Raw genomic sequence first — 25631 nt, forward strand, 5'->3', positions numbered from 1 at the left:
CAAGGCGTCAGTCAGGCGTGGCGCCTGAGGTCTTCACGACCTTGGTCCACTTGTCGCGATCCTTTTCCGCGAAGGCCTGGAACTCCGGCGTCGTCATGGCCATCGGCTCGGCACCGAGCGTGAAAAGGCGGGCCTTCATCTCGGTGCTGGAGAGCGCTTCACGGACCGCATCGTTGAGCTTCTTCGCGATGGCCGGATCCAGGCCAGCCGGCGCCATGAGGCCGTACCACGGCTTGGCATCGAAGCCCGGCAGGCCGAGTTCGGCCACGGTCGGGATGTCGGGGAAAGCCGCGGACCGAACCGCACCGGTGCTGGCCAGCACCTTGACCTTGCCAGCCTTGACGTGAGGCATGGCGGGCACCGGGTTCTCGAACGAGATCGGCACCTGGCCGGCCAGCAGATCGTTCATCGCCGGGCCCGAGCCCTTGTAGGGAATGTGCTGCATCTTGATGCCGGCCGCCTGGTTGAACATCTCTCCGATGATGTGCTGCGGCGTGCCCGAGCCGGCCGAGGCGAAGTTGATCTTTTCACCCTTCTTGGCGCGCGCGATCAGGTCCTTGATGGACGTGATACCCGACGCCGGATTGGCCAGCACCACGAACGATGCGTTGGCGATCGGCGCGACGAAGGTGAAGTCCTTGATCGAGTCGTACGGGATCTTCGCGTAGAGCGAAGGCGAAATCACGATCGGCCCGCTGGCGGCCAGCAGCAGCGTGTAGCCATCGGGCGCGGCCTTCGCGACGTAGTCGGTGCCGACGTTGCCGCCCGCACCACCCTTGTTTTCGACGATGACGGTCTGCCCCAGCTTTTGCTGCAGCGGCTGCGCGAGCAGACGCGCCAGCACGTCGGTGGTGCCGCCCGGCGCATAGGGCGAAATGATCCTGATCGATTGTTTGGTGGGCCAGGGCGGCGCCTGTGCCAGCGCAAGGCTGGGCAGTAGCGCAGCGGCGGCAACGGCGGCGGCGAATGTCGGCAAGGCGGTGGCGAATACGCGGCGCTGAATCATTTGGAAAGTCCCTTGTTTGATCGACCGCCACCTTGCCACAACTGACACATGCCTGTCATCGGCAGCGCCCACGATGCGCGGGGTTACTCCAACATCAAAAAAAAACGCCATGAACACCCTTGCGGCTTCCGACGCGAATCTTCCGGTACATCCGAAGCCGGCGCAACGGCCAAAGCTCGACGCCAAGCCCGGCCCGGTCACCCTGATCGTCTTCGCGGGCTTGCTCGCCGCCGGGCTCTTGTACACCGCGTGGAGCCTGACGACCGACGTACGCGCGGCCAGCGCACAGACCACGACCTGGGTGCCGTACATCCTGCTTGGTGTCGCCCTGCTGGTGGCGCTGGGCTTCGAGTTCGTCAACGGTTTTCACGACACGGCCAACGCAGTAGCCACGGTGATCTACACGCACTCGTTACCGCCGAATTTCGCAGTCGTCTGGTCGGGCTTCTTCAATTTTCTGGGCGTGCTGGTATCGAGCGGTGCGGTGGCTTTCGGCATCATCTCGCTGCTGCCGGTCGAGCTCATCCTGCAGGTGGGCTCGGGCGCCGGCTTCGCGATGGTGTTCGCACTGCTGATCGCCGCCATCATGTGGAACCTCGGCACTTGGTGGCTCGGTTTGCCGGCGTCTTCTTCGCACACGTTGATCGGCTCGATCATCGGTGTCGGCGTTGCCAATGCGCTGATGCACGGGCGCGACGGAACCAGTGGCGTGGACTGGCCGCAAGCCGTGAAGATCGGCTATTCGCTGCTGCTGTCGCCGCTCGTCGGCTTCGGCTGCGCGGCCTTGCTGTTGCTCGCGCTGCGCGCCTTCGTCAAGAACCGCGCACTCTACGAGGAGCCACGCGGCGAGGCTCCTCCGCCCTGGTGGATTCGCGGTCTGTTGATCCTTACCTGCACCGGCGTGTCGTTCGCGCACGGCTCCAATGATGGGCAAAAAGGCATGGGGCTGATCATGCTGATCCTCGTCGGCACGGTGCCGATGGCGTACGCGCTCAATCGCTCGATGCCGACAGATCAAACGGTACGCTTCGTCGCGGTCGCAGAAAGCGCGCAAAGCGCGCTGAACCGCAATGCATCGGCGGTTGCATCGCTGCCTGCGCTGCGGCCTGCGGCGGCACGCGAAGTGCTGTCGACCTACGTGCGCACACGCGAGTTCAATGCATCGGTCGTGCCTGCACTCGGCGCGACAGCCGGCAGCATCGCACAGCAGGTGAAGGAACACGGCTCGCTCGCTGGCGTGCCGGCAGAGGCCGTGGCCAACGTGCGAAACGACATGTACCTCGCGTCGGAAGCGCTGCGCCATCTAGGCAAGAGCGACGCGGCGCATTTCGATACCGACACCACGGCCAAGGTTGGCGAGTTTCGCAAGGAAATCGACGACGCCACCAAGTTCATTCCGCTGTGGGTCAAGGTCGCCGTCGCGATCGCTCTGGGCCTCGGCACCATGATCGGCTGGAAGCGCATCGTGGTCACCGTCGGAGAGAAGATCGGCAAGACGCACCTGAGCTATGCGCAAGGTGCTTCGGCCGAACTGGTCGCGATGGTGACCATCGGCGCCGCCGACATGTACGGGCTGCCGGTGTCGACCACGCACGTGCTGTCTTCCGGCGTGGCGGGTTCGATGGTGGCCAACGGCTCCGGCCTGCAGATGTCGACACTGCGTAACTTGGCGATGGCGTGGGTGCTGACCTTGCCGGTGGCGATGCTGCTGTCAGGCTCGTTGTACTGGCTCTTCACGCACATCTTTTGAGCGCGGCGAGCGGTGCGGTGAATGGCGGGGTCGCAGCGTCCTATGGCGGTGACGAAGCCGGGCTGATCTGCGGCTATCTGTTCGATGCCGAGGCACCGCAGCCGGTGCGCCCGCTCGACTCTGCAGCGGCTGCCGCCTACCTGGCCCAGACGGATGCAGCCGGAATTGCAGGCCACGACAAAAGTTATCTCTGGCTGCACTTCAACCTGAGCCATGCCCAGGCCGAGCGCTGGCTCCGTCGGCACGCGCAGCTCTCCGACACCTTCTTCGAGACGTTGCACGAAGGCCTGCCGTCGACCCGCATCGAGCGCGCCGACGATGCGCTCATCGCCGTCATCAACGACGTGCACTTCGAGTTCAGCTTCGAGCCGTCGGACATCTCCACGCTGTGGATCAGCGTCGGCCCGCGGCTCGTGGTGACGGCGCGCACCCAGCCGCTGCGCTCGGTCGATGCCCTGCGCACGGCTGTGAACGCTGGCGACGCGCCGCGGTCGAGCACCGAAATGCTCGAACACCTGCTGCGTGCCCAGGCCGACGTGCTGGTGCACATCGTGCGCGACGCGACATCGCGCATCGACGCGATAGAGGACGACCTGCTGGCCGCGCGTCTCGACAACAAGCGCGCGCGGCTCGGCGGGCTGCGCCGGATGCTGGTGCGCCTGCAACGCCTGCTCGCACCCGAGCCGGCAGCGCTTTTCCGCTTGCTGCAGAACCCGCCCAGCTGGATGGCCGAAGCCGATGCGCAGGAGCTGCGCGGTTCGACTGAAGAGTTCTCGGTCGTACTGCGCGACATGCAGGCGCTGCAGGAGCGCATCAAGCTGCTGCAGGAGGAGATCGCCGCCAACGTCAATGAAGACAACAACCGCAGCCTCTTCGTGCTGACGGTGGTCACGGTGCTGGCGCTGCCGATCAACATCATGGCGGGCCTCTTCGGCATGAACGTCGGCGGCATTCCGCTGGCCGAACACAAGCACGGCTTCTGGATCGTGGTGGCGCTCATCATGAGCTTCACCGCGGTGGCGGCGCGGCTGGCTTTCCGCAAGAAGAAGGGACGCTAGCGGGGCGTTTGCGGCAGGTCCTGCGCGTGCGGGATGCAAGGCATAAAATTAGAGCGTGCAAAACATCCTGAACGCCGATCTGCATTGCCATTCCGTGGTTTCCGACGGCACATTGACGCCGGAGGCCCTTGCTGCCCGCGCAGCGGCGAACGGCGTCGAGCTGTGGGCGCTCACCGACCATGACGAAGTCGGCGGCCAGCACCGCGCCGCTGCTGCGGCCCGCGAAAATGGCATGCGCTATCTGACGGGCACCGAGATCTCCGTCACCTTCGCGAATGAAACGGTGCACATCGTCGGGCTCGGCTTCGACCCGGACGACGCCGCCATCAGTCAGGGCCTTTACGACACGCGCGGCGGTCGCGGCAAGCGGGCCATGGAAATGTCCGAGGGGCTGGCCAAGGTCGGCATCAAGGGTGCCTACGAAGGCGCACTCACTTTCGTCGGCAACCCTGAATTGATTTCGCGCACGCACTTCGCGCGGTTCCTGGTCGAAAGCGGCGTTTGCAAAGACACCTACGAGGTCTTTCGCAAATACCTGACCGAGGGCAAGCCGGGCTACGTGCCGCACCGCTGGGCCACGCTCAAGGACGCGATCCGCTGGATCACCGACGCCAAGGGCATCGCTGTGATCGCGCATCCGGGTCGCTACAAGTTCACCGCCAACGAGGAGTACGCGCTATTCCTCGAATTCCAGGCGCACGGCGGCAAGGCGATCGAGGTCGTTACCGGGAGCCACACGCCGGCCGAGTACGTCGAGTACGCCGACAAGGCACTTGAATTCGGCTTTGCGGCATCGCGCGGCAGCGACTTCCATAGCCCCGACGAAAGTCACATGGACCTCGGCAAGCTCCCCTGGCTGCCCGGCAAACTCACGCCGGTCTGGGAACTGCTCGAAAACCGCATTCAGTGAGCGCGGTGCAGCCAGCGGAGCGGGGCGCGCGCGATCTCGAATCCGAACGCATCCTGGCCGGTATTGGCATGGTGGTTTTGGCAGTGGCCTGCTTTTCGACGCTCGACACCGCCACCAAGATTTCGGTCGGCGCGGTGCCGATCATCATGGGCGTGTGGTTTCGCTATGCCTTCCAGGCGGTCGCGACGACAGCTGTGTTGCTGCCGGTCTATGGGACATCCTTGCTGGCCACGGCACACCCCAGGTACCACGTGCTGCGCGGCGCTTTGCTGCTGACGACCAGCCTTTTCGCTTTTTTCAGCCTGCGCTACATGCCGCTGCCGGAGTTCACCTCCATCGTGTTGATCGCGCCGCTGGTCATCACACTGCTGGCCGCCACGATCTTCAAAGAGCGTGTGTCTCCGCTGCGCTGGACGCTGGTATGTGGCGGCTTCCTTGGCACGCTGGTCATCCTGCGCCCGGGTGGCAGCAGCTTCAGCTGGGCGATCTTGTTGCCGATGGGGCTGGTGCTGACCAACGCATGGTTCCAGTTGCTGACGAGCAAGCTGGCGCAGACCGAGAATCCGCTCACCATGCATTTCTATACCGGCTGGGTCGGCACGCTGATCGCGTCGTGCGCCCTGCCCTTCGTCTGGACGGCGCTGCCCTCGTGGCACTGGTGGGCGCTGCTGTGCCTGATGGGGTTCATGGGCACGGTCGGCCATTTTTTGCTCATCCTGGCGTACCAGCGCGCAGCCGCATCGACGCTCACCCCGTACCTCTACGCACAGATCGGCTTTGCGATGCTCGGCGGCTGGCTGATGTTCTCGCACGTGCCGGACATTGCGTCGCTGGCGGGCATCGGGCTGATCGCTGTATGCGGCGCGGCCGGCGCCTGGCTGACCGTCAAAGAGCGGCGCTTGCCCATCGAGCCTGCCGAGGGCTGAACCTGCTCAACCTGTTTTTGAATCTGCTCACCTCGAGCCCGCGAACCTGATCGATTGCCATGGCCCAGTTTTTTGAAGTGCATCCTGAAAACCCGCAACAACGACTGCTGAAGCAGGCGGTTGCTTTGCTCGCGCGCGGCGAAATCGTCGCCGTGCCGACCGACTCCAGCTACGCGCTGGCCTGCCACCTCGACGACAAGGACGCGGTCGACCAGTTGCGCCGCATCCGGCAGGTCGACGAGAAGCACCACCTCACCCTGCTATGTCGCGACCTGAGCGAGGTGTCGCATTACGCCCGCGTCGACAACAAGCAGTACCGGCTGTTGAAAGCGGCGACACCCGGCCCGTATACCTTTCTGCTCGAAGCGACAAAGGAAGTACCGCGGCGCGTCAGCCATCCGCAGCGCAAGACCATCGGCCTGCGCGTACCGGATCACAAGGTGCTGAGCGAGCTGCTCACGCTGCACGGCGCGCCGCTGCTCGCGACCACGCTGATCCCCCCCGGCGAGACCGAGGCGCTGAATGACGCGCAGACGATTCGCGAGCGCTTCGAAAAGCAGCTCGGCGCCGTCATCGACGCTGGCGCCTGCCCGTCCGAGCCGACCACCGTGGTCGACCTGACGCCGATGGGTACCGGCGACGACCCGGTCGTGATCCGCATGGGCCGCGGCTCGCTCGCGCTGCTGGGGTTGTGACCTGATTGCCGGCGGTCACGAAGAGCCTCCCCACTTTCGTCTGAGACAATCGAACCGGTGGACATTCCCAACCTGATTCAAAGCATCCTCATCTACGCGTTGCCCGTGCTCTTCGCGATCACAGTGCATGAGGCGGCCCACGGCTACGTGGCCCGGCACTTCGGCGACAACACGGCCTACGTGATGGGCCGGGTGACCCTCAACCCGTTCAAGCACATCGACCCGATCGGCACGATCCTGATGCCGTTGATGCTGTACTTCGCGACCTCGGGCGCGTTCCTGTTCGGCTACGCCAAGCCGGTGCCGGTCAACTTCGGCAATCTGCGCAACCCCAAGCGCGACATGATCTGGGTCGCACTCGCCGGGCCGGGCTCGAACTTCATCCAGGCGATCCTCTGGGCGCTGGTCTTCGTCGGCCTCATCGCGACCGGTGTCAGCGAGCCGTTCTTCATCAAGATGGCGAAGGGCGGCGTGCTCGTCAATCTGGTGATGTGTGCTTTCAACCTTTTTCCGCTACCGCCGCTCGATGGTGGCCGCGTGCTCGCCGGCCTGCTGCCGCGCGGACAAGCCCAGGCGTTTTTGGCGCGCATCGAACCCTATGGCTTTTTCATCGTGATGGCGCTCGTGCTTGCAGGCGTCGTCAGCAAATACTGGCTCAGCCCGCTCATGGCGGTCGGCTACCACGTCATCGACCTGCTGATTTCGCCACTGACGGCACTGCTGCGTTGACTCAAGCCCTATTCGACATGGCTTCATCCACACCTCCCAAAGCAACCCGGTTTCTGACCGGCATCACCACATCGGGCACGCCGCATCTCGGCAACTACGCCGGCCTGGTGCGGCCGTCGGTGCGCTTCAGCCAGCGCGCCGATGTGCAGAGCTTTTATTTCATGGCGGACTACCACGCCCTCATCAAGATCGATGACCCGGCGCGCATCCAGCGTTCGACGCTTGAAATTGCTGCCAGCTGGTTGGCCTGCGGGCTCGACCCCGAGCGCGTTGTCTTCTACCGCCAATCCGACATCCCCGAGATTCCGGAACTCACCTGGCTGCTGACCTGCGTCACCGGCAAAGGCATCCTGAACCGTGCGCACGCGTACAAAGCGTCCGTCGACAAAAACATCGCCAAGGGTGAAGACCCGGATGCGGACGTCACCGCGGGCCTCTTCATGTACCCGGTGCTGATGGGCGCGGACATATTGATGTTCAATGCGCACAAGGTGCCGGTTGGGCGCGACCAGATCCAGCACATCGAAATGGCGCGCGACATCGCGCAGCGCTTCAATCACTCGTACGGCGAGCATTTCGTGTTGCCCGAAGCCGAGGTCGACGACGCGGTTGCCACCTTGCCCGGCCTCGACGGCCGCAAGATGAGCAAGAGCTACGACAACACCATTCCGCTGTTCTCGCCGCGAGCTCAGCTGCAAAAACTCATCGGCGGTATCGTGACCGACTCGCGCGCGCCGGGCGAGCCGAAGGAGACCGAGGGCTCGGCCCTGTTCCAGATTTTTCAGGCGTTCGCGACTGCCGACGAGACAGCCGCAATGCGCAAGGCCTACGTCGAAGGTATCGGCTGGGGCGACGCCAAGCAAATGGTCTTCGAGCGGATCGACCGAGAACTGACGCCGCTTCGCGAGCGCTACGAAGCGTTGATGAATGACCCCGCGCAAATCGAGCGCACCTTGCTGATCGGTGCCGACAAGGCCCGCGAACTTTCTCGTCCTTTCATGGCGACGCTGCGCCACGCTGTCGGGCTGCGCAGCCTTGCCAGCCTGGGCGGTCAGGATGCGGGTGTCGGCAAGAAAGCCGGCAAGGGTGGCAAGACGGGCAAGACGGGCAAGCCGACCTTCAAGCAATACCGCGAGCGCGACGGACTCTTTTATTTCAAGCTGCTCGATACCCACAACGACACGCTGCTGCAAAGCCGTGGCTTTCAGTCGCCGCAAGAAGCCGGACGCGCCATCGGGGCACTGCAATACCAACCGAATGAAGCACTCGCTGCGCTCGCAGAACAGCTGGAACCGGTCGACAATGACGGGCGGCGCGCCGTGATGGCTGCGCTGGAGGAACTCGCCGGTCAGGCGAGCTGAAGTAAAGGGAGAGATTCGCGCGCCTAGCAACAGTCAATATATAAGTTGCGCACAAACGAAAGCAAAACATGAGCATTTACGTCATCGATGATCACCCCTTGATGCGCGACGCCATCGTCATGGTGCTGCGGCGCCTGCGGCCAGCCGAGAACATCGTGGAACTCGAGCGCCTCGACAAGCTCGCCAACGCAGTCAAGCAGCACGGTACGCCCGGCCTGTTTTGCCTCGACCTCAAATTGCCCGACACGACCGGTGTTTCCGGCGTGATCGCGGTCAAGCAGACCTATCCGGATGTGCCGATCGCCGTGTACTCGGCCTCGCCTGCTGCAGACATGGAAGAAGCCTGCATCGAAGCGGGTGCCGACCAGTACATCGAAAAGTCAGCCAGTTCCGCCGAATTGACGGCCGCCCTGCGCGGTCTCTTGATGGCCGACTCGGATGTCGAAGAGCCTGCGGCAGCCGCCAACAGCAAGTTGTCGAAGCGCCAGACGCAGCTCATCGCCATGCTCGACAAGGGCATGAGCAATCGCGACATCGCGTCTGAGCTCGAAATCAGCGAACACACCGTCAAGGTGCATCTGTGGCGTCTGTTCCGGCGACTCGGCGTGAAGAGCCGTACGCAGGCGCTGCATTACGCACGGACCAACGGTTTGCTGTCCGGCTGATTGACTGGTTAGCCTTCCGGCTAACTCCAGGACCCCCCAACCAGGGGTTTATCAGCCGACCGCAGAACTGACCCGGGATTGCGCCTGCGATTCATCGGCGTCGTGCAATGCAACCCGAAACACGCTGCCGCGTCCGAGCCGCGATCGCACGCTCACCGGATGGCCTAGCGCGTGCGACAGGCGAGCCACGATGGCGAGTCCGAGGCCGAAACCATCGGACGTGCCGGCATGGTCGGCCACCTTGTAGAACTCCAGGAACACGTCGCGCAGATGTTCGCGCGCGATGCCGATGCCGGTATCCCACACCTCGACCCGGAGGCCGTCGCGTGTTTGCCGCGACGCCAGCAGCACGCCCCCCTCGACGGTGTACTTGATGGCGTTGGCAATCAGATTGCCGATCATCCGGCGCACGCGAATGGGGTCGGTCAGTACCGTGCCCTTGGCAATGTGCACTTGGAACTTCAAGCCTTTGGCCTCTGCCACCGGCCGGTACTGCAGCTCCAGGTCGTGCAGCAGTTGGCCGACATCGACCCGCTCGATGTGCAGCCGCACCTGGCCGGAATCGATGCGCGCCAGGTCGAACAGCGAATCGAACAGCGCGTTGACCGCATGCGTGGCACGGACGATCTTCGGCGCGATCTCCTGCACCAGCTCCGGCTCGTTGCGGAGCCAGTCGGCGTAGAGAGACAGCGCCAGCACGGGCTGCCGCATGTCGTGCGCCGCGCTCGCCAGGAAACGGTTTTTCATGGCCACGGCCGACACGGCGGCCTGCCGTTGCTGGGTCAGCGAGGCAATCAGTATGTGGTTATGAAAGAGCAGTTCGAAGCTGTTGCGGGCCGTCTCGTGGATGCGCCGGCCGGCGCGCAGCAGCAGCCACCAATGCAGCATCGGCAGCAACAGAAAGCCGTAGTTGAAATGCGGTTTCTCGAAATTCATCTCGACGACGCGGAACAGCACCGCTGCAAGCATCGTGATGAAGAGCGTGTTGACGTAGCGCTTGAGCAATGGCGGGTGCAGTGCCAGCCCGTTGAGCGGAAACGTCGCCACCCCGGCCACGATCAGCCAGCTCATGAACTGGTTGATGAGCGGCGTGCGCTCGAAAAAGATCAGGATCGACAGGCCCCAGGCAAAGGCGCTGATGCTCCAGAGAAAGTGATATTTCTCGACAAACCGCTGCTGCCCGTCGGAGTCGCGATCGGCATAGCGGCGCGTGTAGACCTGTTCGCCCCAGACGCGGCAGCAGGTGGCGGCGACCCCGATGGCCAGCCACACCATCAGTTGCCACAGCGGCACGTAGCCCCAGCTCAACCCGATCATGGCAGGCAGCAGTGCGGCAGCCAGAAAATGCGAGCCGCGGGATGCCCGCATCAAACTTCGGATCAGCTCACCGCGGACCCACGGTTCTGCTTCATCGGCCGAGGCTGGCGCCGGCGTGAGGCTGGCGAAGGACGAATTGCCCAGGCCGGCGAAGGAAGAATTGCCCTTCATGTTTCCGAATGGCACCCCGCCGCGGGGTCTACAAAAAAGCCCCTTCGACAAAGGGGCCCCTGAAAGAGAGCGAAGCAGTCACGAATCAAGCTGAACCCCGCATGCCTTGTAGGTTTCCCCGACCTGTGCGCCTCGCGACTTGCCTGCCGTTGGCGGTCGAGGGGTCCTACATTGTCACCGAAAGTTTCCCCGACAGCGTCGCACCGGCGCAACTCTTAACCGCAGAACAGACGCAAAAAAGCCCCGGCTGGCGGGGCTTTAGCAATCCATCGCTGGAGGAGAGGGAGGGATAGATTTTCATATCCCGAAATCTCCAGCATAATCAACCACTTGGCAACACGGTTAACGAAAAGTGGTAGCAGATTCGATACCACACTTGCTACCAGTAGCATATCATGCTTGCGCGCATCTTGAAAGAATCCAAAGAAGGAAGGACGAGGAATGAACCGTATTGCATTTGGTGCATCGCTTGCGGGCGCCGTAATCGCATGGTTAATCGCGCATAGGTTTGAATACTTCCAAAACATTCCCGCTTGGAATTTTATAGGAGGAATAGTTATCTATTCGCTCCTCGGATCTTGGATTGGCCAAAAAGTCCATGAATCAGCATTCGGGCCCAAAAGAATGTTTGTGTGGTGGATATTAGCGTTCCTTGCGCCATTTATTATACTGTTGGTATGGGCAGGTGCCCAATGACAGTTATTTCATTTTTCCGTATGCGATTCCCAAATACAAGCCCACGCAAAAGGGCAATGCGATTAAAAAGTAAATCTCCCACAGCGCAAAAGAGGCTTGCTGAAGGAGCACTGGAATTAATTCAATCATGCTCTTAGTAAACTAGCACAAATCGATTTGTCAAGTTCCATACGACGCCATAGCGAGAAAAAATGTCAGATGACATAGTCAATGGGCTTCGGCTCCAAGCCGCACAACTCCACAGAAATATTGCCACAGCAGTGAGCAACGAAGCTATGTCTGGAGTGGCAGCATCCCATGCAGACCAACGAGCACAGACACTCCATGGTAATTTAAATGCTTTAACCGAAAAGCTGGAAAATCTGGAGTTAGAGGTAAAGTTTTAATTCCCACCCAGAAAATCAAGACCCTATTGACATTTATAGGCATAAAAAACAAAAATGCAAAAAAGCTGGCTTGATTAATGAGCCTTTAAGAGGATTGCAGACAATCAACATATTCTGCATCCTCGTGACTTTGATTGTCAATTAGCCCTTGCAAATCAGATGTGACACGGCATAAGGCCACATTAATTTGCTCAAGTGCTTCTGGATTTTCCAAGTATATTTTACCCGCCTCGAAAAATGCGGCCTCAATAGATTTCGATATTAGTTTTGTTGCAATAAGGTTCATTAACTGAAGTTCAAAAAGTCAAATTTTGGGCCGCCGTCCATTTATTTCGCTTCGCTACATTAACAGCCACTGCTTTGCAGTATCAGTGCTTCGCCCATAGATTTAGCTGTAATTCAGGATCGATATCCCTCTTTGCTATTCCAGTCTTCTGGCCGAAGCCTGGAATAGCTCACCCTAACCCGCTAAAAAACGGATTTGGGGGCTTTTCTGGTAGGTTGCAGAGCTATTAAATCTCCGTTGCCATACGCCTGAGGAAAGAAGGTAAATCTCTCGCCTTTTTGCTATTCATGGTATTTACACCACCTGTGCCCCGTTAGCTCTAGCTTGGGTGAGACTGCGCACAGTTACCGCTTTAGTCTCTTCGGTCCGCACTTTTGTTTATTTGTATGCGGCCTTTTGTCTGTAATCTTTTATTCGGGTGTTGGGCTTGCAGCGCTCTGAGAGGTGGGATAAATTTGTTTTTGCTGACTTTCCACTCTACCAACTAGTCCGAAGAACTTACTGGATAGGCAAAAGCCGGGGATCTGCAAGGATCGACGTAGATTGCCTATCAACACTCATAGTTAATTAAAAAATTCCGATTCTGTCAATGCCATTAAAAAAGCCACCTTGTTAGGTGGCTTTTTCGTTGTCGTCATTTTGCAATGTACGTCAATCCTTGCCTTTTTATATTCGCAGATTCAGGCTAAATGTCAAGCGTTTTGGGTTTGGGCGACAATTTATTTTTGAGCAACTGATTTTCTACCTCAATATTGTTCACGTGTTTTTGCAAATCCTTGTTCTCAGTTTTCAGAGAGTCGAGCATCAATATAGACTTTACCTGCCTGTTGATTTTTTCCTGTAGTACTTCCTTTTCAATCTCAAGCTTGTATTTGACTTTTCGGGCGTCGTCCTCAGATCGTTTCCAATCCCAAAGAATTTTCTTGGCTTGGGCTATCAACTTGTTTTCGTAGACAGTACCAGCGAATAATTTTGTGATTCGCTCAAAGATTTTTTTCTGTTGGACTGCAAGAAAAACCGTCGGATCTAGTCTTTCCGAGATTGAAGGAGTTTCTATTTTGACCGCCTTCATCAAATCATCGTTCGTGACTTTTGATTTGCTCTTGATCTGCTCGTAAAATTTCTGAACTTGGACATGAGTTGCCTTGGAGCCTGTCAGACCGCGTTTTAAGTCAAAGGATGCATTGTGTAGGGCGTAATCGGTTTGAAGTTCTCTGAGTTTGTTTTTGCCGCCTAGAAAATACTTGCAATTCAGTTTGCCTTTTGAGTCGATTGGGACAACAAAGGTTTCGATGTGAGGTGTCTTTTCGTCCAGGTGAAGGTACATGCAGAGAATATTTTTTTCTCCGTGTTTCTTTTTCATGAAGTCGATTTGAGAATCACACCATTTTTTTAGTCGATCATCCCGCTCATTTTTTGGACCGGTATCAAAAAATTCCGGGCTGGCTGTCAACAAATACTCGACCGCCAGCACTCCATCTTTTCGAATGTGTTTCTCTTTTTTGTAGTCGTCGAGAAAATTTTCTAGCCCAGTTGCATAATCAGTTTGACCAAAGAGCAATTTATTTTTCTTCGACTTTTCTGGATCGGCGTTGGGTGTGTCTATTCTTCGATAGGTGTGATTTTCCCGGGTTTTCAAGCTCGCTATTGACTTGTGTTTTTTTGTTCTTATTATGCTGTGCATGGGACCCCTTGACTCTTGCTCTCTTTATTTAAGCGTGTTTTTCTCTCTTTTCAAGCCTTACACCAAAAAGGTGTAACTCACTACACCTTTTTCTACGAAAAAGGTCCTCACTACGTTCGGGTTCGGTGCTTCGCACAATTACAAAACAGCCAACAGCCTTCCGAGCATAAAAAAAAGCCATCTTTCGATGGCTCAATTTTTTACTGCTCGGCCTTCTTGAAGCCCAGCGTTTGCGAAAGCTCCCGCTTTCGTCTAATCTGCTCAGGTGTTACTCTTATCTTTTTAAACCCGTTTTGGTGTTTAGCTCTTTGAGGAGTTGAAGTGCCATTGCAGTATTCTCAGGTGTTGCCGGAAGCTTGTCGACTGCACCATTAATATACATTATGAGAATAATCGGCTGAAATTTTGTTGGCACACCAACATCATCCATCTCTTTTGGTTCATAAATATTAAGCACTACGGAGAAAACTTGGTTTACTTCAATCATCAAAATCTGCCCTGAGTGAGTTGTGAAATATATTTTTTGCAACAACAACCAAAGTTTCGACCGCTCGGCGGCCGTTATCATATCGGTTATTTTTAGATTTTCAAGCATATCTGGCTCCTTTTTTTAGAGCCTAAGATATAGCGAAATTAAGTCAAGTCAAGGGATCAGGGACAAAATTTTCTTTTGCACCGGCGGGAAAATTTTCTCCAACTGTTCTATCGAAAATTCATTTGTGTAAATTCCAACGTTCACATTATCGATCTCGTGGCCCATAACTTGGCACCTCGGCTCGAAGGCAATATCGTTTTTCATGCAGAAATCGTTGAAGAATTTTCGCAAGGAATGGAACACAAGCTGGTCGTTTTCAATTCCAATCTTGTCCAAATGTCTTCCGAATTTTTGCCCCACCGCAGTTCCTGAACCTTTTCCAAGTCGCAGCTTGTACTTAAAAATCTGCTCTTTTCCAGTTTTTTGTTTATAAAATTCTCGCAATTCTTCCATAAATATTTGGGGAATTGGCACACTTCGCACGCCCGCCTGGGTTTTTGAGTCCTTAATTTTGATGTGATGAACGGGCGTCAGCCTCAAATTCTCGGCCAGCAAGCTGGTTATTTCAGACACCCGGCAACCGGAAATCAAGGCCAGCAGACACACATAATAGAAGTCTGGATCTTTTTTCTTCCAGTTCTGGAACTCGGAGCCGAAGACTTTTTGAAGGTCTTCGACCTCAAAAATGGCAAAACCACCCTTGGCTCTTTGCTGGTTAGTCATCAACTTTCGGCCAGCCGCCGGGTTGTCCTTGAAATAATAACCCTGTTTTTTGGCGAAATTGAACACCGAATTCAGCACGCCGATCTTGTTGTCGATGGTCCGTGTTGTGTTGAATTTAGCCAGGTGGTCTTGGTATCGGGTGACATCGCTGATGTCAATTTCGTCCACCATCGGGTTATTAATGAACCCGGCGAACTCATTGCAGGTGTTTTTATATGCAAGGACTGTGGCGGGTCGCAACTGCTTTTTAAGCTGGAAAAATTTCTCCACGACTTCAGGCAGGCGTAGCCCCACCCTTGCTTTTAAAGGGCCCCCGGGGGGGCTGGGGGCGTGGGGACTGAGCTTGCCCAAGGTTTCCAGTGCCACGAGCATCCGGGCGTGATCCTCGGGTCCATCGGACTTGAGGACCCCGCGATGCAGATCAATTTCATATCGGCGAATGACCATCGGAAAAATCTGCGCAAGAAGTTGGCCCGCCAACATCATGGCAGTTTTCTTGTCGCTGGTTCCCAAGGATTTCTTGACCTGTTTACCCAGCACACGGGTGTGAAGGTAGTAGGTATTGCCCCGCAGGTAGACTGGAAGATTGAGCACTGGCTGTTACCAGAAGTGCTGCCAGTCTCGATTCTGCTTTCGCTAAAAGTCCTTAAAAATCATGGACTTAGGGCGTTTGGAGGAGAGGGAGGGATTCGAACCCTCGGTACGTTTCCGTACGCCTGATTTCGAGTCAGGTACATTCGACCACTCTGCCACCTCTCCGGTCGCTGTCGAGCCTCAGATTCTAGCAGAGGCTCGGAGCATTTCGAGCCCTCCGAGGTAAGGATGCAACGCTCGCGGCACGGTGATGGACCCATCGGCGTTCTGATGATTTTCGAGCACCGCGACCAGCGTGCGTCCGACCGCAAGCCCAGAGCCGTTGAGCGTGTGCACGAGTTCGTTCTTGCCTTGCGCGTTCTTGAACCGCGCTTGCAATCGGCGCGCCTGAAAAGCTTCGCAGTTGGAGACCGAACTGATCTCGCGGTACGTGTCCTGCGCCGGCAACCAGACTTCCAGGTCGTAGGTCTTGCTGGAACCAAAGCCCATGTCGCCGGTGCACAACAGCACCACGCGGTACGGCAACTCCAGCGCCTGCAGCACCGCCTCGGCATGGCCGGTCATGGCTTCGAGCGCTTCGTAGCTGCGATCGGGGTGCGTGATCTGCACCATCTCGACCTTGTCGAACTGGTGCTGCCGGATCATGCCGCGCGTGTCGCGCCCGGCGCTGCCGGCTTCGGAGCGAAAGCACGGCGAGTGCGCGGTCAGCTTGATCGGCAACGTCGACTCGGCCACGACCTCGTCGCGCACGAAGTTGGTCAGCGGAACTTCGCTGGTAGGAATGAGGTAGAGCGCCTGGTTGTCCGGCACCGGCTCGCCGTCTTGCCCGCCCTTTTTAGCGGCGAAGAGGTCGCCTTCGAACTTGGGCAACTGGCCGGTGCCGCTGAGCGATGCCGCGTTGACGATGTACGGCACATAGCATTCCGTGTAGCCGTGTTTCTCTGTCTGCATGTCGAGCATGAACTGTGCGAGCGCGCGATGCAGCCGGGCGATCGGCCCTTTCAACACGCTGAAGCGCGAACCAGCTAGCTTGGTGCCCATCTCGAAGTCGAGCCCGAGCGGTTCACCCAGGTCGACATGGTCTTTCGCTTCGAAGCCGAGCCGCGTGGCCGCGGCGCCGGCACCGCCTTGCGGCGCCCAACGACGCACTTCGACATTGCCGTGCTCGTCGGTGCCGACCGGCACGCTGGCATGCGGCAAGTTGGGCACTGCCAGCAACAGCGCCTGCAGTTCCGGCTGGATGGCTTCGAGGCGACCGCCTTGCGCCTCTTGCTCGGCCTTGAGCGCATTGACCTCGGTCATCAATGCGTCGACAGATTCGCCCTTGGCTTTCAGTGGGCCGATCTGCTTGTTGAGCGTATTGCGCCGTGCCTGCAACTCTTCGGTTCGGACCTGAAGGATCTTGCGTTCAGCCTCCAGCGCTGTGAAGGCATGAACGTCGAGAAAGGTCTGATTGGCTTTGCGGGTTTCGAGTCGGGCAACGACCGAGGGGAGGTCCTTGCGGAGCAGGGTGATGTCGAGCATCCACCGATTTTAGGTGGCGACGACCACAGCTCAAGTCAGCCGACGCACGCGGTCACGCCAGCGTGGCCGGATCGACATTGGCGCCGCAGACGATCAGGCAGACGCTTTCGCCGTCGCGCACACGGTATGCGCCGGTTTGCAGCGCCGCCAGCGGCAACGCCGCCGCCGGCTCGACCGCCAGCTTCATCTCTTTCCACATCCATCGCTGCGCCGCGCGAATCGCATCGTCCGGCAGCAGCAGCGCATCGCGTACCTGGCGCTGCGTGATGTCCCACGACAGCGCGCCGATGCGCTTGGCACCGAGCGAATCGGCAGCGATACCGCCAACTTCCACATCGACCGGCTCGCCGGCTTCACGGGCACGGAACAGCGTCGGCGCGTGTTCGGGTTCGATCGCGACCACGCGGCTGCGCTGCTCGAACCAGGCCGCCAGCCCGCCGATCAGCCCACCGCCACCGACGCTCACCAGAACCGAATCGGGCAAGCCGCCCTGCGCTTCGATTTCGCGGCCCAGCGTGCCGGCACCGGCCACCACTTCGGGTTGGTCGTAGGCGTGGGTCAACAGCGCACCGGTTTCCTTTTGGCGCGCGATGCAGGCGGCCAGCGCATCCGGGTAAATCTCGCCGACCACGACCACTTCCGCACCCAAGTCACGCAACCGGGCGCGCTTGGCTTCGGGCGAAACACCGGGCAAAAACACCTCACAGCGCACGCCCAACGCACGCGCTGCTGCCGCCGTCGCGATGCCTGCGTTACCCCCCGATGCGACCACCACGCCGCTGGCCGGAATGTCGTTGGCCAGCAGCCGGTTCATCATGCCGCGCGCCTTGAAGCTGCCGCTGACCTGCAGGTGTTCAAGCTTCAACCAGACCTCGGCACCAGGTGCTACCAAGCCAACGGCCGAAGCCGGCAGTTTCCACAGCGGGGTCTGAAGCAGGAAGTGCCCGGCACGCGCGTGCAGCCGTTGCGCCGCGTCTTCGATCTCGCGGCGCCAGTCGATCGCTGTCGTGCTCACGAGATATGCCCTGGTGAAGATTGGCCAGCGAGCCGAAGCCCCTTCGGCAGCGGGAACTTGACCGTCTCCACGATCCCGTCCATCTTGCGCACCGACACCGCTCCGAGCGCCTTCACGCGATCGATCACTTCCGTCACCAGAATCTCCGGCGCAGAAGCGCCGGCCGTGATCCCGATGCGACTCTTGCCTTCGAACCATGCGGGCTGAAGTTCGTCCGCCGAATCGACCATGTAGCTCTCGGTGCCCAGGCGCTGCGCCAGTTCGCGCAACCGATTGCTGTTCGAGCTGGTCGGGCTGCCGACGACGATCACCAAGTCGACTTGCGGGCTCATGATCTTGATCGCGTCCTGCCGGTTTTGCGTCGCGTAGCAGATGTCCTGCTGCTTGGGCTCGCGCACCTTCGGAAAGCGCGCGCGTACGGCGGCGGCGATCTCGGCCGCGTCGTCCACGCTCAGGGTCGTCTGCGTGACGACGGCCAGTTTTTCGCTCTGTGCCGGCCGCACGGTCGCCACATCGGCGACGTCTTCGACAAGATGGATGCCGCCCGTGAGCTGGCCCATCGTGCCCTCGACTTCAGGATGCCCCTTGTGGCCGATCATGATGAATTCGTAGCCCTCCTTGGCGAGCTTGGCGACCTCGACGTGCACCTTGGTGACGAGCGGGCAGGTCGCGTCGAAGATGTCGAAGCCCCGCGCGCGGGCCTCTTGCTGCACCGCCTTGCTGACACCGTGCGCGCTGAACACCAGCGTCGAGCCCGGCGGCACATCGGCCAGGTCTTCGATGAAGATCGCGCCCTTCGACTTGAGCTCGTTCACCACGTAGGTGTTGTGCACGATCTCGTGGCGCACATAGATCGGCGCACCGAACTTGGCCAGGGCGCGCTCCACGATTTCGATGGCGCGGTCGACCCCTGCGCAAAAGCCGCGTGGCTCGGCCAACACGATTTCGTCGAGCGTTTTCACTTCGGTCACAGCACGCCGATCAGCTGCACTTCGAAGGTCACGGGCTGTCCGGCCAGCGGATGGTTGAAGTCGAAGCGCACCGCCGTCGCGTTCGACTCGATCACCGCACCGGCGTAGCTTCCGGTGCCATCGGGCGTCGGAAACTGGACCACATCGCCGACCGCATAGCGCTCGTCGGGGTCGCCCATTTTGGCGAGCAACGTCTTGGCGACCCACTGCTGCATCTCGAGATTGCGGTCGCCGAAAGCTTCACCGGCGGGTAGCTGGAAGGTGTCATGCGCGCCTTCTTCAAGTCCGATCAGCCGTGCTTCCATCGCGGGTGACAGCTCGCCGTTGCCGAGCGACAGCGTCGCTGGTTTGTCCGCGAAGGTGTTGATGACGTCGCCCGCCGGACCGGCGAGCCGGTAATGCAGGGTGAGGAACGAGCCCGCATTCACGACAGGCGCGGTAACGTGGGGGGCGGCGGCAGAAACGGCGGTGGGAGGCAAAGACAAAATGGGTGTCCCGATAAACTGGCCCTCATTTTAGGGAGCCGGGCTCGCAGGCTCCAGTTCCGCGCCCAATTCCCTCACCGACTGCCTGCATGGCCTTCAAGGACCTCCCCGCCGACGCCCGCCCGCGCGAGAAGCTGCTTGCTCGCGGCGCCGGTGCGCTAGGCGACGTTGAATTGCTGGCGCTGCTGCTGCGCACCGGCATGGTCGGCAAGAACGTGCTCCAGTTGTCGCAGGAACTGCTCGACACCTTCGGCGGCCTCGCCGGCCTGCTCAACACCAGCCTGGACGACCTGAAAAAGATCAAGGGTCTCGGTGGACCGGCGAAGCGCGCCGAGCTCACCGCCGTGCTCGAACTCGCGCGCCGCGCCATGGCCGAGCGGCTGAAAGAGCGGGCGGTGTTCGACTCGCCGGACGCCGTCAAGCACTACCTGCAACTGCACATCGCATCGCGGCCACATGAAGTTTTCGCAGCGTTGTTCCTCGACGCGCAACACCGGTTGATCGCGCTCGAAGAACTGTTCCGCGGCACGCTGACGCAAACCAGCGTCTACCCGCGCGAGGTCGTCATCCGCGCACTGCACCATCACGCCGCGGCCGTGGTGCTGGCGCACAACCATCCGAGCGGCAGCGTCGAGCCATCGCGCGCGGACGAGTCGCTAACACAGACATTGAAAGCGGCGCTGGCGCTGGTCGATGTCCGCGTGCTCGATCATGTGATCGTCGCGGCGGGCCAGACCCTGTCGATGGCAGAAAAAGGATTGATCTGATGGCACGCGTCAAACCGGATTCCGGCAAATCACCTGCGGGCCTGCGCTCACTCGCCGATCTGAAGCAGATTCAGCAAACGCTGGCGACGGAGCGTGAACGCGAGGCCGCCGCCGACGCGCTGCGACTCGCTGTCGAGAAAAAACGCGCCGCGGAAAAAGACCTGTTCAGCCGCGCTATAGGCGCCACCGAACCGCTGCGGCGCAAAGCGTCTGTGGTGCTAACGCCCGAGCCACCGGCGCCCATTCCATACCAACATCAGCTCGACGAACAACGCGTGATGCGCGAGTCGATCAGCGACGAATTCGACGTCACCACGCTGCTCGATGTCGACGACGCGATGAGCTTTCGCCGCCCCGGCATCGGTACCGACGTCACGCGCAAGCTGCGTGCAGGCGAGTGGGCGATCCAGCGACAGTGCGACCTGCATGGACTGCGAAGCGACGAAGCGCGTGAGGCGCTCGGCGCCTTCATCCGCACCTCGCACCGTCAAGGGATCCGTTGCGTGCGCGTCGTGCATGGCAAAGGGCTTGGCTCGCCCGGCAAGATGCCGGTTCTCAAGACCAAGACGCAGCGCTGGCTGATCCAGAAGATCGAGGTGCTGGCCTTCGTGCAGGCCAAGCCGGCCGAAGGCGGCGCCGGCGCGCTGGTGGTGCTGCTGGCGCCGGTGGGACGCCAGTAGCGCTGTCGGCGCAATGCCGGTCAGCTACCCAGAAGCGATTTCAACGGCACCGCCACATCGGCCACCGCCGCCGGCTCGGGGTTGCGCTGCGCCTCCATCAGCTTGCGGCTCATCATGTGATCGACCGGCGCGTTGGCCGACTCGACGCACACCAGTTGGCCATCGACGTAATGGAACAGCGAGAAGGCGTTGGGGTTAGCGCCTGGACCTGGCCTCCGCACCGTAACCTGACCCGGTGTGCTCTCGTCCGGCACCAGCCCGACCATCTGCAATCGCATTCCGCCCTGCTCCGACCAGAACCACGGCAACGCATCGTGCGGCCGCGGCGCGCCAGTGAGCGTGGCGGCCGCGGTGCGTGCCTGCTCGTTCGCGTTGGCGACCGATTCGAGCCGCAGCGCACGGCCGGCGCGCCGGTCCGGAAAGCGCGTGCAGTCGCCGATCGCCAGCACCGCCGCGTCGCTGGTCTGCATGTGCGCGTCGACCACGATGCCGTCGGCGCATTCCAGTCCGGCCGCCTCGGCCAAGGTGGTTTCGGGCACCGCACCGATGCCGAGCAGCAGCAGGTCGACCGCCACCTTGACGCCATCGATCTCGATCGACTGCAGGCGGTCTCCAGAGATTTCGAAACCGCCAACCTTGGCGTTCAAAACGATGTCGATGTCGGCCGCGCGATGCACCGCCAGCACATGCGCCGACAACTCGGGCGAGACGGCGCGGCCCATCAGCCGAGGCGCGGCTTCGACAACGCGGACCGTCTTGCCCATCGCCTTGGCAGTGGCCGCCACTTCGAGTCCGATGAAGCCGCCGCCGAGCACGATGACGTGCTGCGCCGACGCGAGCTGCGTGCGCAGGCGATGCGCCTCGTCGGCCGCCCGCAGCGTCGCGACATTGGCAAGGCCATCGGGCAAGCCGGATAGACGACGCGCACGCGTGCCCGTCGCGAGCACCAGTCGTTCCCACGGCAGTACGGCGCCTGAGCGCAGCGTGACGGTGTGCGCAGCGCGGTCGATCGCCGTGGCCTCATTGCCGAGATGCAACGTGATGCCCGCCTCGCGATACCAGTCAGCGGCCTTGTGCGGCTGCGTCGTTTCTTCAGCGCTTTTCAGGAATGCCTTGGACAACGGCGGCCGGTGATACGGCTCGCAAGGCTCCTCGCACACCAGATGCACACGGGCGCCCTGCCCGGCCTCGACCAGCGAAGCGCACAGCTGCGCCGCCGCGTGACCGCCGCCGATGATCACGATGTCGTTCATTTTGTTCACGTTGTTCATTTCGTTCATGCCACTCACACCGCCTCTCCCCTGTTACGCATCCAGTCCGCGGTCTTGAAAAAGGAGTCGCGCAGCCGCTCCCGCAGCGCTTCGTCGACACCCGTCTCACCCATCGCCTGGTCCATGCACGCGAGCCACTGGTCGCGCTCCTTGATGCCGATGCTGTGGCCCCCGATGCTCTGCGGCAGGTGCCGCGCACGCAGCATCGGGTTACCGAACCGGTCGGTGTAATGCTGCGGTCCGCCGAGCCATCCGCACAGGAACCAGAAGAGCCGCTGGCGCGCGTTGTCGAGCGTGTTGCCGTGGACCGCGCGCAGCACTGCATAGGCGGGCTCGATCTCCATCAGGTCGTAGAAACGGTCGACCAGCGCCTTAACTTTTTCTTCACCGCCGATCCACTCGAAGGGTGAGTCGAACTTGGGTTTTTCTTCAATCTGCATGGGGCCGATTGTCGTCGTCACCGTTTAACGGTGTTCGACGGTGTCATTCAGCCGCGCGGCGCAATGTCTCCACTACCGGCCGACGCAGCACTTCGCGCAGTCCCCACCAACCGGCCGCCAGCGCCAGCACCGCACCTGTCAACGCGCCGCCCAGCGGCACCAGCGGCGACGCGGTCCAGGTGAACTCGAAGACGTAGCGCGCCAGCGCCCACCCGATGGCCGACGCCACGATGCTGGCGAGCAGTCCGGCCAGCAAGCCGACGCCGATCAGCTCGGCCCGCTGCACTTGCCGCAGCAAGCTGGCGCGTGCACCGACCGCGCGCATCACCGCGAACTCGCGCGCCCGCTCTTCGCGCGTCGCAGTCACCGCAGCGAACAGCACGACGAGCCCGGCTGCCAACGTGAAGCCGAACAAGAACTCGACCGCGCTGATGACCTGGTCGAGCACGCGCTGCACCTGCGCGATGGTCGCGCTCATGTCGACGTTGGTGATGTTGGGGTAGCTGCGCACCAACGCGTTGTCGAAGCCCTTGACCGGCGGCGCACGGAACGCGGCGAGGTAAGTCGCCGGCACATCGGGCAGCGTCGCGACCGTGTACATGACGAAGAAGTTGGCGTGCAGCGAGCCCCAGTCGACCTTGCGCAGCGAGGTGATGCGCGCATCGCTCGGGATGCCGCCGACATCGAAGCGCAGGGTGTCGCCGAGCTTCAGCCCGAGCGTTTCAGCCAGGCCTTCTTCGACGCTGATCTCACCCTTGGCATCGGGCGTCCACTTGCCGGAGGTGATGGTGTTGTGCGCCGGTGCGTCGGCGCTGTTGCTGAGGTTGAACTCGCGATCGACCAGTCGCTTGGCGCGGTCGTCGGCATAGTCGTCGGGCGCGATCGGCTTGTCGTTGATCGCGATCAGGCGCCCGCGAATCATCGGGTACCAGTCGAACTTGGACACGCCCGCATCGCGCAGCGACTTCTGGAACGGGTCGCTCTGCTCGGGCATCACGTTGATGACGAAGCGGTTGGGCGCATCGGGCGGCGTTGCCTTGCGCCAGCTCGAGACGAGGTCGGTGCGCAGCAGCACCAGCAAGATGAGCGCGAGCAGTCCGACGGCCAGCGCACTGACCTGCACCACGGCGTACACGGGGCGCGCCGAGATCTGCCGCGTCGCCAGCACCAGCCAGCGTGGGGCCGTGGTCTCGTTGACACTGCGTCGCAAGACCTTGACCGCAAGCCAGCTAAACGCCGCGAACAACGCGACCGCTGCAGCAAAACCGCCGACTGCGATGAGCCCGAGCTTGATGTCGCTGCTGGCGGCGAGCAGCAGCGCAGCGAAGCCCAGCACGCCGACGGTGAGCACTGCGATCGACGCCGGCTTGAGGCCGCCGACATCGCGCCGGATCACCCGCAGCGGGGGCACCTTGGCAAGCTGCAACACAGGGGGCAGGCCGAAGGCGAACAGCAGAGTCAAGCCCATGCCGAAGCCGAAAGCGACGGGCCATAACGTGGCCGCCGGCAGCGACGCATCGACCAGTCCGGCGAGCAGCGCGACGAAGACGTAGTGCACGCCGAAGCCGATCGCAACGCCGAGCCCGCTCGCCACCAGACCGATGATCAGAAACTCGAATGCGTACGCCATGGCGATGGTGCGCTGGCTCTGCCCGAGCACCCGCAGCATGGCGCAGTCGTCGAGATGGCTGGCTGCGAAGCCGCGCGCCGCGAGCGCCACGGCCACGGCCGACAGCAACGCGGCAAGCAGTGCCACGAGGTTCAGGAACTTTTCGGCGCGGTCGAGTGTCTGCCGCATTTCGGGCCGGCCAGTTTCGAACGAGTCGAGCCGTGCGCCACGCAGCTCGCCCTTCTTCAACGTCGCGTCGGTGAAGTCGCTGAACGACTTGACCGCCGCCGCATCGCCCGCCACGGCAAATCGGTAGTTGATGCGGCTGGCCGGCTGCACGAGCCCGGTGCGGGCGACGTCGGCCTGGTTCAGCATCACGCGCGGCGCGAAGCTCATGAAGCCGGCGCCCCGGTCGGGCTCGAGCACGACGATGCGCGCGATCTTCAATTGCGTGTCGCCCAGCAACATCATGTCGCCGACCTTCAAGCCGAGCGATTCAAGCAGCGACGCATCGACCCACACGTCGCCGGGTGCGGGGATGTCACGTGTCGGCTCGCCGGCGCCTTCGGCCGTGACCGAGGTTTGCAGGCGGCCTCGTAACGGATAGCCGGCCTCGACAGCTTTCAACGCGACCAGCTTGCTGGCGCCGCCTTGGCCATCGCTGGCGCGCGCCATGGTCGGAAAGCCATAAGTGCCGGCCGCTTGCAGGCCCAACGCTTTTGCACGCTCGACGAAGGCGGGTGGCGTCGGGTTGTCGCTGGCCAGCACCGCATCGCCGCCGAGCAACTGCCGCGCATCGCGCTGCAAACCACCCTTGAGCCGATCGGCAAAGAACCCGACGGCGGTGAGCGCCGCGACCGCGAGCAGCACGGCGACGATCAAAAGGCGCAGTTCGCCCGCGCGCAAATCGCGCCAGAGGGTGCGCCAGCCAAGGCGAAAAGAAGCGTTCATCTGGCGACGATAGCCGACGTGGCCGGCGGAATTTGTCTGTAGGGTGATGCCACGGTGCAAGGACTTTGTTCCATTGCTAGACTAATTTGAAAAGGAGTCAAGCTTGAGCCCACGTCATCTCTGCAAAGCATTCGCCACGACCCTGGGTCTGGTGGCGCTTCTGGCTTTGGTCGCCTGCGACAGGAAACCTTCGACGCCGCCGCTGCCGACCAGCGCCTCGGGGAGCACGCGTTCCGGCGAATACCCTGCCGGCATCGTTCCTGCTGGATCGGGCGATAAAGTCGATTCCACCTCGCCACACAAAGGACCGTCCGAAGGCGGCACCGCCATTGGCGGGATGACATCTGGCCAGGCTGCCACTTCGGGTAACGGCGGCGCTGCTGCGCCGACCGGGGGAGATGGCAAGGCCAAGTGACATCCTCCACT

24 protein-coding genes and 1 tRNA gene are annotated in these 25631 nt (G+C 60.9%); 12 read left to right on the forward strand and 13 right to left on the reverse strand.

Going from position 1 to position 25631, the window contains the following annotated elements; genetic code table 11:
• Positions 1 to 7: 7 nt before the first annotated feature.
• Positions 8 to 1006, reverse strand: a complete 999-nt coding sequence (locus QN397_RS07475; RefSeq protein WP_323495437.1) for a tripartite tricarboxylate transporter substrate binding protein — start codon at positions 1004 to 1006, stop codon at positions 8 to 10.
• Between the two features lie 109 nt (positions 1007 to 1115).
• On the opposite strand from QN397_RS07475, the gene QN397_RS07480 reads away from it, so the two are divergent.
• From QN397_RS07480 to QN397_RS07515, 8 genes are all read left to right on the forward strand, one after another.
• Positions 1116 to 2756 carry an inorganic phosphate transporter gene (locus QN397_RS07480; RefSeq protein ID WP_323495438.1) on the forward strand — a complete coding sequence of 547 codons (1641 nt, stop codon included), beginning with the start codon at positions 1116 to 1118 and terminating at the stop codon, positions 2754 to 2756.
• Entirely contained in the window at positions 2753 to 3814 is a 1062-nt protein-coding gene (locus tag QN397_RS07485) for a transporter (RefSeq protein WP_323495439.1), read from the forward strand. Before QN397_RS07480 ends, QN397_RS07485 begins: the two co-directional genes overlap by 4 nt.
• A 55-nt stretch (positions 3815 to 3869) precedes the next feature.
• A complete protein-coding gene (locus QN397_RS07490; RefSeq protein WP_323495440.1) occupies positions 3870 to 4724 on the forward strand; it encodes a 3',5'-nucleoside bisphosphate phosphatase in 855 nt (284 codons plus the stop codon).
• A 68-nt stretch (positions 4725 to 4792) separates the two neighbouring features.
• Positions 4793 to 5650, forward strand: a complete 858-nt coding sequence (locus tag QN397_RS07495; protein WP_323495558.1) for a DMT family transporter — start codon at positions 4793 to 4795, stop codon at positions 5648 to 5650.
• Between the two features lie 59 nt (positions 5651 to 5709).
• Complete coding sequence (locus tag QN397_RS07500) at positions 5710 to 6345, forward strand: L-threonylcarbamoyladenylate synthase (protein WP_187054670.1); 636 nt, start codon at positions 5710 to 5712, stop codon at positions 6343 to 6345.
• 57 nt (positions 6346 to 6402) lie between these two features.
• A complete protein-coding gene (locus QN397_RS07505; RefSeq protein WP_323495441.1) occupies positions 6403 to 7074 on the forward strand; it encodes a site-2 protease family protein in 672 nt (223 codons plus the stop codon).
• Positions 7075 to 7091: 17 nt separating this feature from the next.
• Positions 7092 to 8435 (forward strand): tryptophan--tRNA ligase, encoded by a 1344-nt coding sequence (locus QN397_RS07510; protein WP_323495442.1) that lies wholly within the window; start codon positions 7092 to 7094, stop codon positions 8433 to 8435.
• A gap of 68 nt (positions 8436 to 8503) precedes the next feature.
• Positions 8504 to 9100 (forward strand): LuxR C-terminal-related transcriptional regulator, encoded by a 597-nt coding sequence (locus QN397_RS07515; protein ID WP_187054667.1) that lies wholly within the window; start codon positions 8504 to 8506, stop codon positions 9098 to 9100.
• A 51-nt stretch (positions 9101 to 9151) separates the two neighbouring features.
• Here the strand turns inward: QN397_RS07515 and shkS are convergent, their stop codons facing one another.
• Complete coding sequence (shkS, locus tag QN397_RS07520; protein WP_323495443.1) at positions 9152 to 10588, reverse strand: surface-behavior sensor histidine kinase ShkS; 1437 nt, start codon at positions 10586 to 10588, stop codon at positions 9152 to 9154.
• Positions 10589 to 11029: 441 nt separating this feature from the next.
• On the opposite strand from shkS, the gene QN397_RS07525 reads away from it, so the two are divergent.
• On the forward strand, positions 11030 to 11284 hold the full coding sequence (locus QN397_RS07525; protein ID WP_323500551.1) for a hypothetical protein: 255 nt from the start codon (positions 11030 to 11032) through the stop codon (positions 11282 to 11284).
• Positions 11285 to 12641: 1357 nt separating this feature from the next.
• Here QN397_RS07525 and mobV read toward each other — a convergent pair.
• From mobV to QN397_RS07565, 8 genes are all read right to left on the reverse strand, one after another.
• Entirely contained in the window at positions 12642 to 13640 is a 999-nt protein-coding gene (mobV, locus tag QN397_RS07530) for a MobV family relaxase (protein WP_323500552.1), read from the reverse strand.
• 274 nt (positions 13641 to 13914) lie between these two features.
• Positions 13915 to 14235: a hypothetical protein gene (locus tag QN397_RS07535; protein ID WP_323500553.1), complete on the reverse strand. Its 321-nt coding sequence runs from the start codon at positions 14233 to 14235 to the stop codon at positions 13915 to 13917.
• A 48-nt stretch (positions 14236 to 14283) separates the two neighbouring features.
• The gene (locus QN397_RS07540) at positions 14284 to 15492 is read right to left on the reverse strand and encodes a phage integrase SAM-like domain-containing protein (RefSeq protein ID WP_323500554.1); all 1209 of its coding nucleotides are present in this window, start codon (positions 15490 to 15492) and stop codon (positions 14284 to 14286) included.
• A gap of 77 nt (positions 15493 to 15569) precedes the next feature.
• A tRNA-Ser gene (locus tag QN397_RS07545) sits at positions 15570 to 15657 on the reverse strand.
• Between the two features lie 15 nt (positions 15658 to 15672).
• Entirely contained in the window at positions 15673 to 17016 is a 1344-nt protein-coding gene (gene serS / locus QN397_RS07550; RefSeq protein WP_323495444.1) for a serine--tRNA ligase, read from the reverse strand.
• A gap of 52 nt (positions 17017 to 17068) precedes the next feature.
• On the reverse strand, positions 17069 to 18016 hold the full coding sequence (locus QN397_RS07555; protein ID WP_323500559.1) for a threonine/serine dehydratase: 948 nt from the start codon (positions 18014 to 18016) through the stop codon (positions 17069 to 17071).
• A gap of 11 nt (positions 18017 to 18027) precedes the next feature.
• Positions 18028 to 18993, reverse strand: coding sequence for a 4-hydroxy-3-methylbut-2-enyl diphosphate reductase (ispH, locus tag QN397_RS07560; protein ID WP_323495560.1), 966 nt, complete (start codon positions 18991 to 18993; stop codon positions 18028 to 18030).
• A 5-nt stretch (positions 18994 to 18998) separates the two neighbouring features.
• Positions 18999 to 19481: an FKBP-type peptidyl-prolyl cis-trans isomerase gene (locus QN397_RS07565; protein WP_323495561.1), complete on the reverse strand. Its 483-nt coding sequence runs from the start codon at positions 19479 to 19481 to the stop codon at positions 18999 to 19001.
• 95 nt (positions 19482 to 19576) lie between these two features.
• On the opposite strand from QN397_RS07565, the gene radC reads away from it, so the two are divergent.
• The gene (gene radC, locus QN397_RS07570) at positions 19577 to 20254 is read left to right on the forward strand and encodes a RadC family protein (RefSeq protein ID WP_323495445.1); all 678 of its coding nucleotides are present in this window, start codon (positions 19577 to 19579) and stop codon (positions 20252 to 20254) included.
• Complete coding sequence (locus tag QN397_RS07575; protein WP_323495446.1) at positions 20254 to 20934, forward strand: Smr/MutS family protein; 681 nt, start codon at positions 20254 to 20256, stop codon at positions 20932 to 20934. Before radC ends, QN397_RS07575 begins: the two co-directional genes overlap by 1 nt.
• 20 nt (positions 20935 to 20954) lie before the next feature.
• Here QN397_RS07575 and QN397_RS07580 read toward each other — a convergent pair whose 3' ends face one another.
• The 3 genes from QN397_RS07580 to QN397_RS07590 are packed head-to-tail and all read right to left on the reverse strand — an operon-like array spanning position 20955 to position 25205.
• Complete coding sequence (locus QN397_RS07580; protein WP_323495562.1) at positions 20955 to 22187, reverse strand: NAD(P)/FAD-dependent oxidoreductase; 1233 nt, start codon at positions 22185 to 22187, stop codon at positions 20955 to 20957.
• Positions 22188 to 22219: 32 nt separating this feature from the next.
• Complete coding sequence (locus QN397_RS07585) at positions 22220 to 22645, reverse strand: group II truncated hemoglobin (RefSeq protein WP_323495447.1); 426 nt, start codon at positions 22643 to 22645, stop codon at positions 22220 to 22222.
• Between the two features lie 43 nt (positions 22646 to 22688).
• Positions 22689 to 25205: an ABC transporter permease gene (locus QN397_RS07590; protein ID WP_323500555.1), complete on the reverse strand. Its 2517-nt coding sequence runs from the start codon at positions 25203 to 25205 to the stop codon at positions 22689 to 22691.
• A gap of 103 nt (positions 25206 to 25308) precedes the next feature.
• Between QN397_RS07590 and QN397_RS07595 the strand changes: the two genes are divergently transcribed.
• Entirely contained in the window at positions 25309 to 25620 is a 312-nt protein-coding gene (locus QN397_RS07595; protein ID WP_323495449.1) for a hypothetical protein, read from the forward strand.
• Positions 25621 to 25631 lie beyond the last annotated feature (11 nt).

This window comes from Variovorax sp. RTB1, assembly GCF_035018765.1.
Lineage (GTDB): Bacteria > Pseudomonadota > Gammaproteobacteria > Burkholderiales > Burkholderiaceae_C > Variovorax.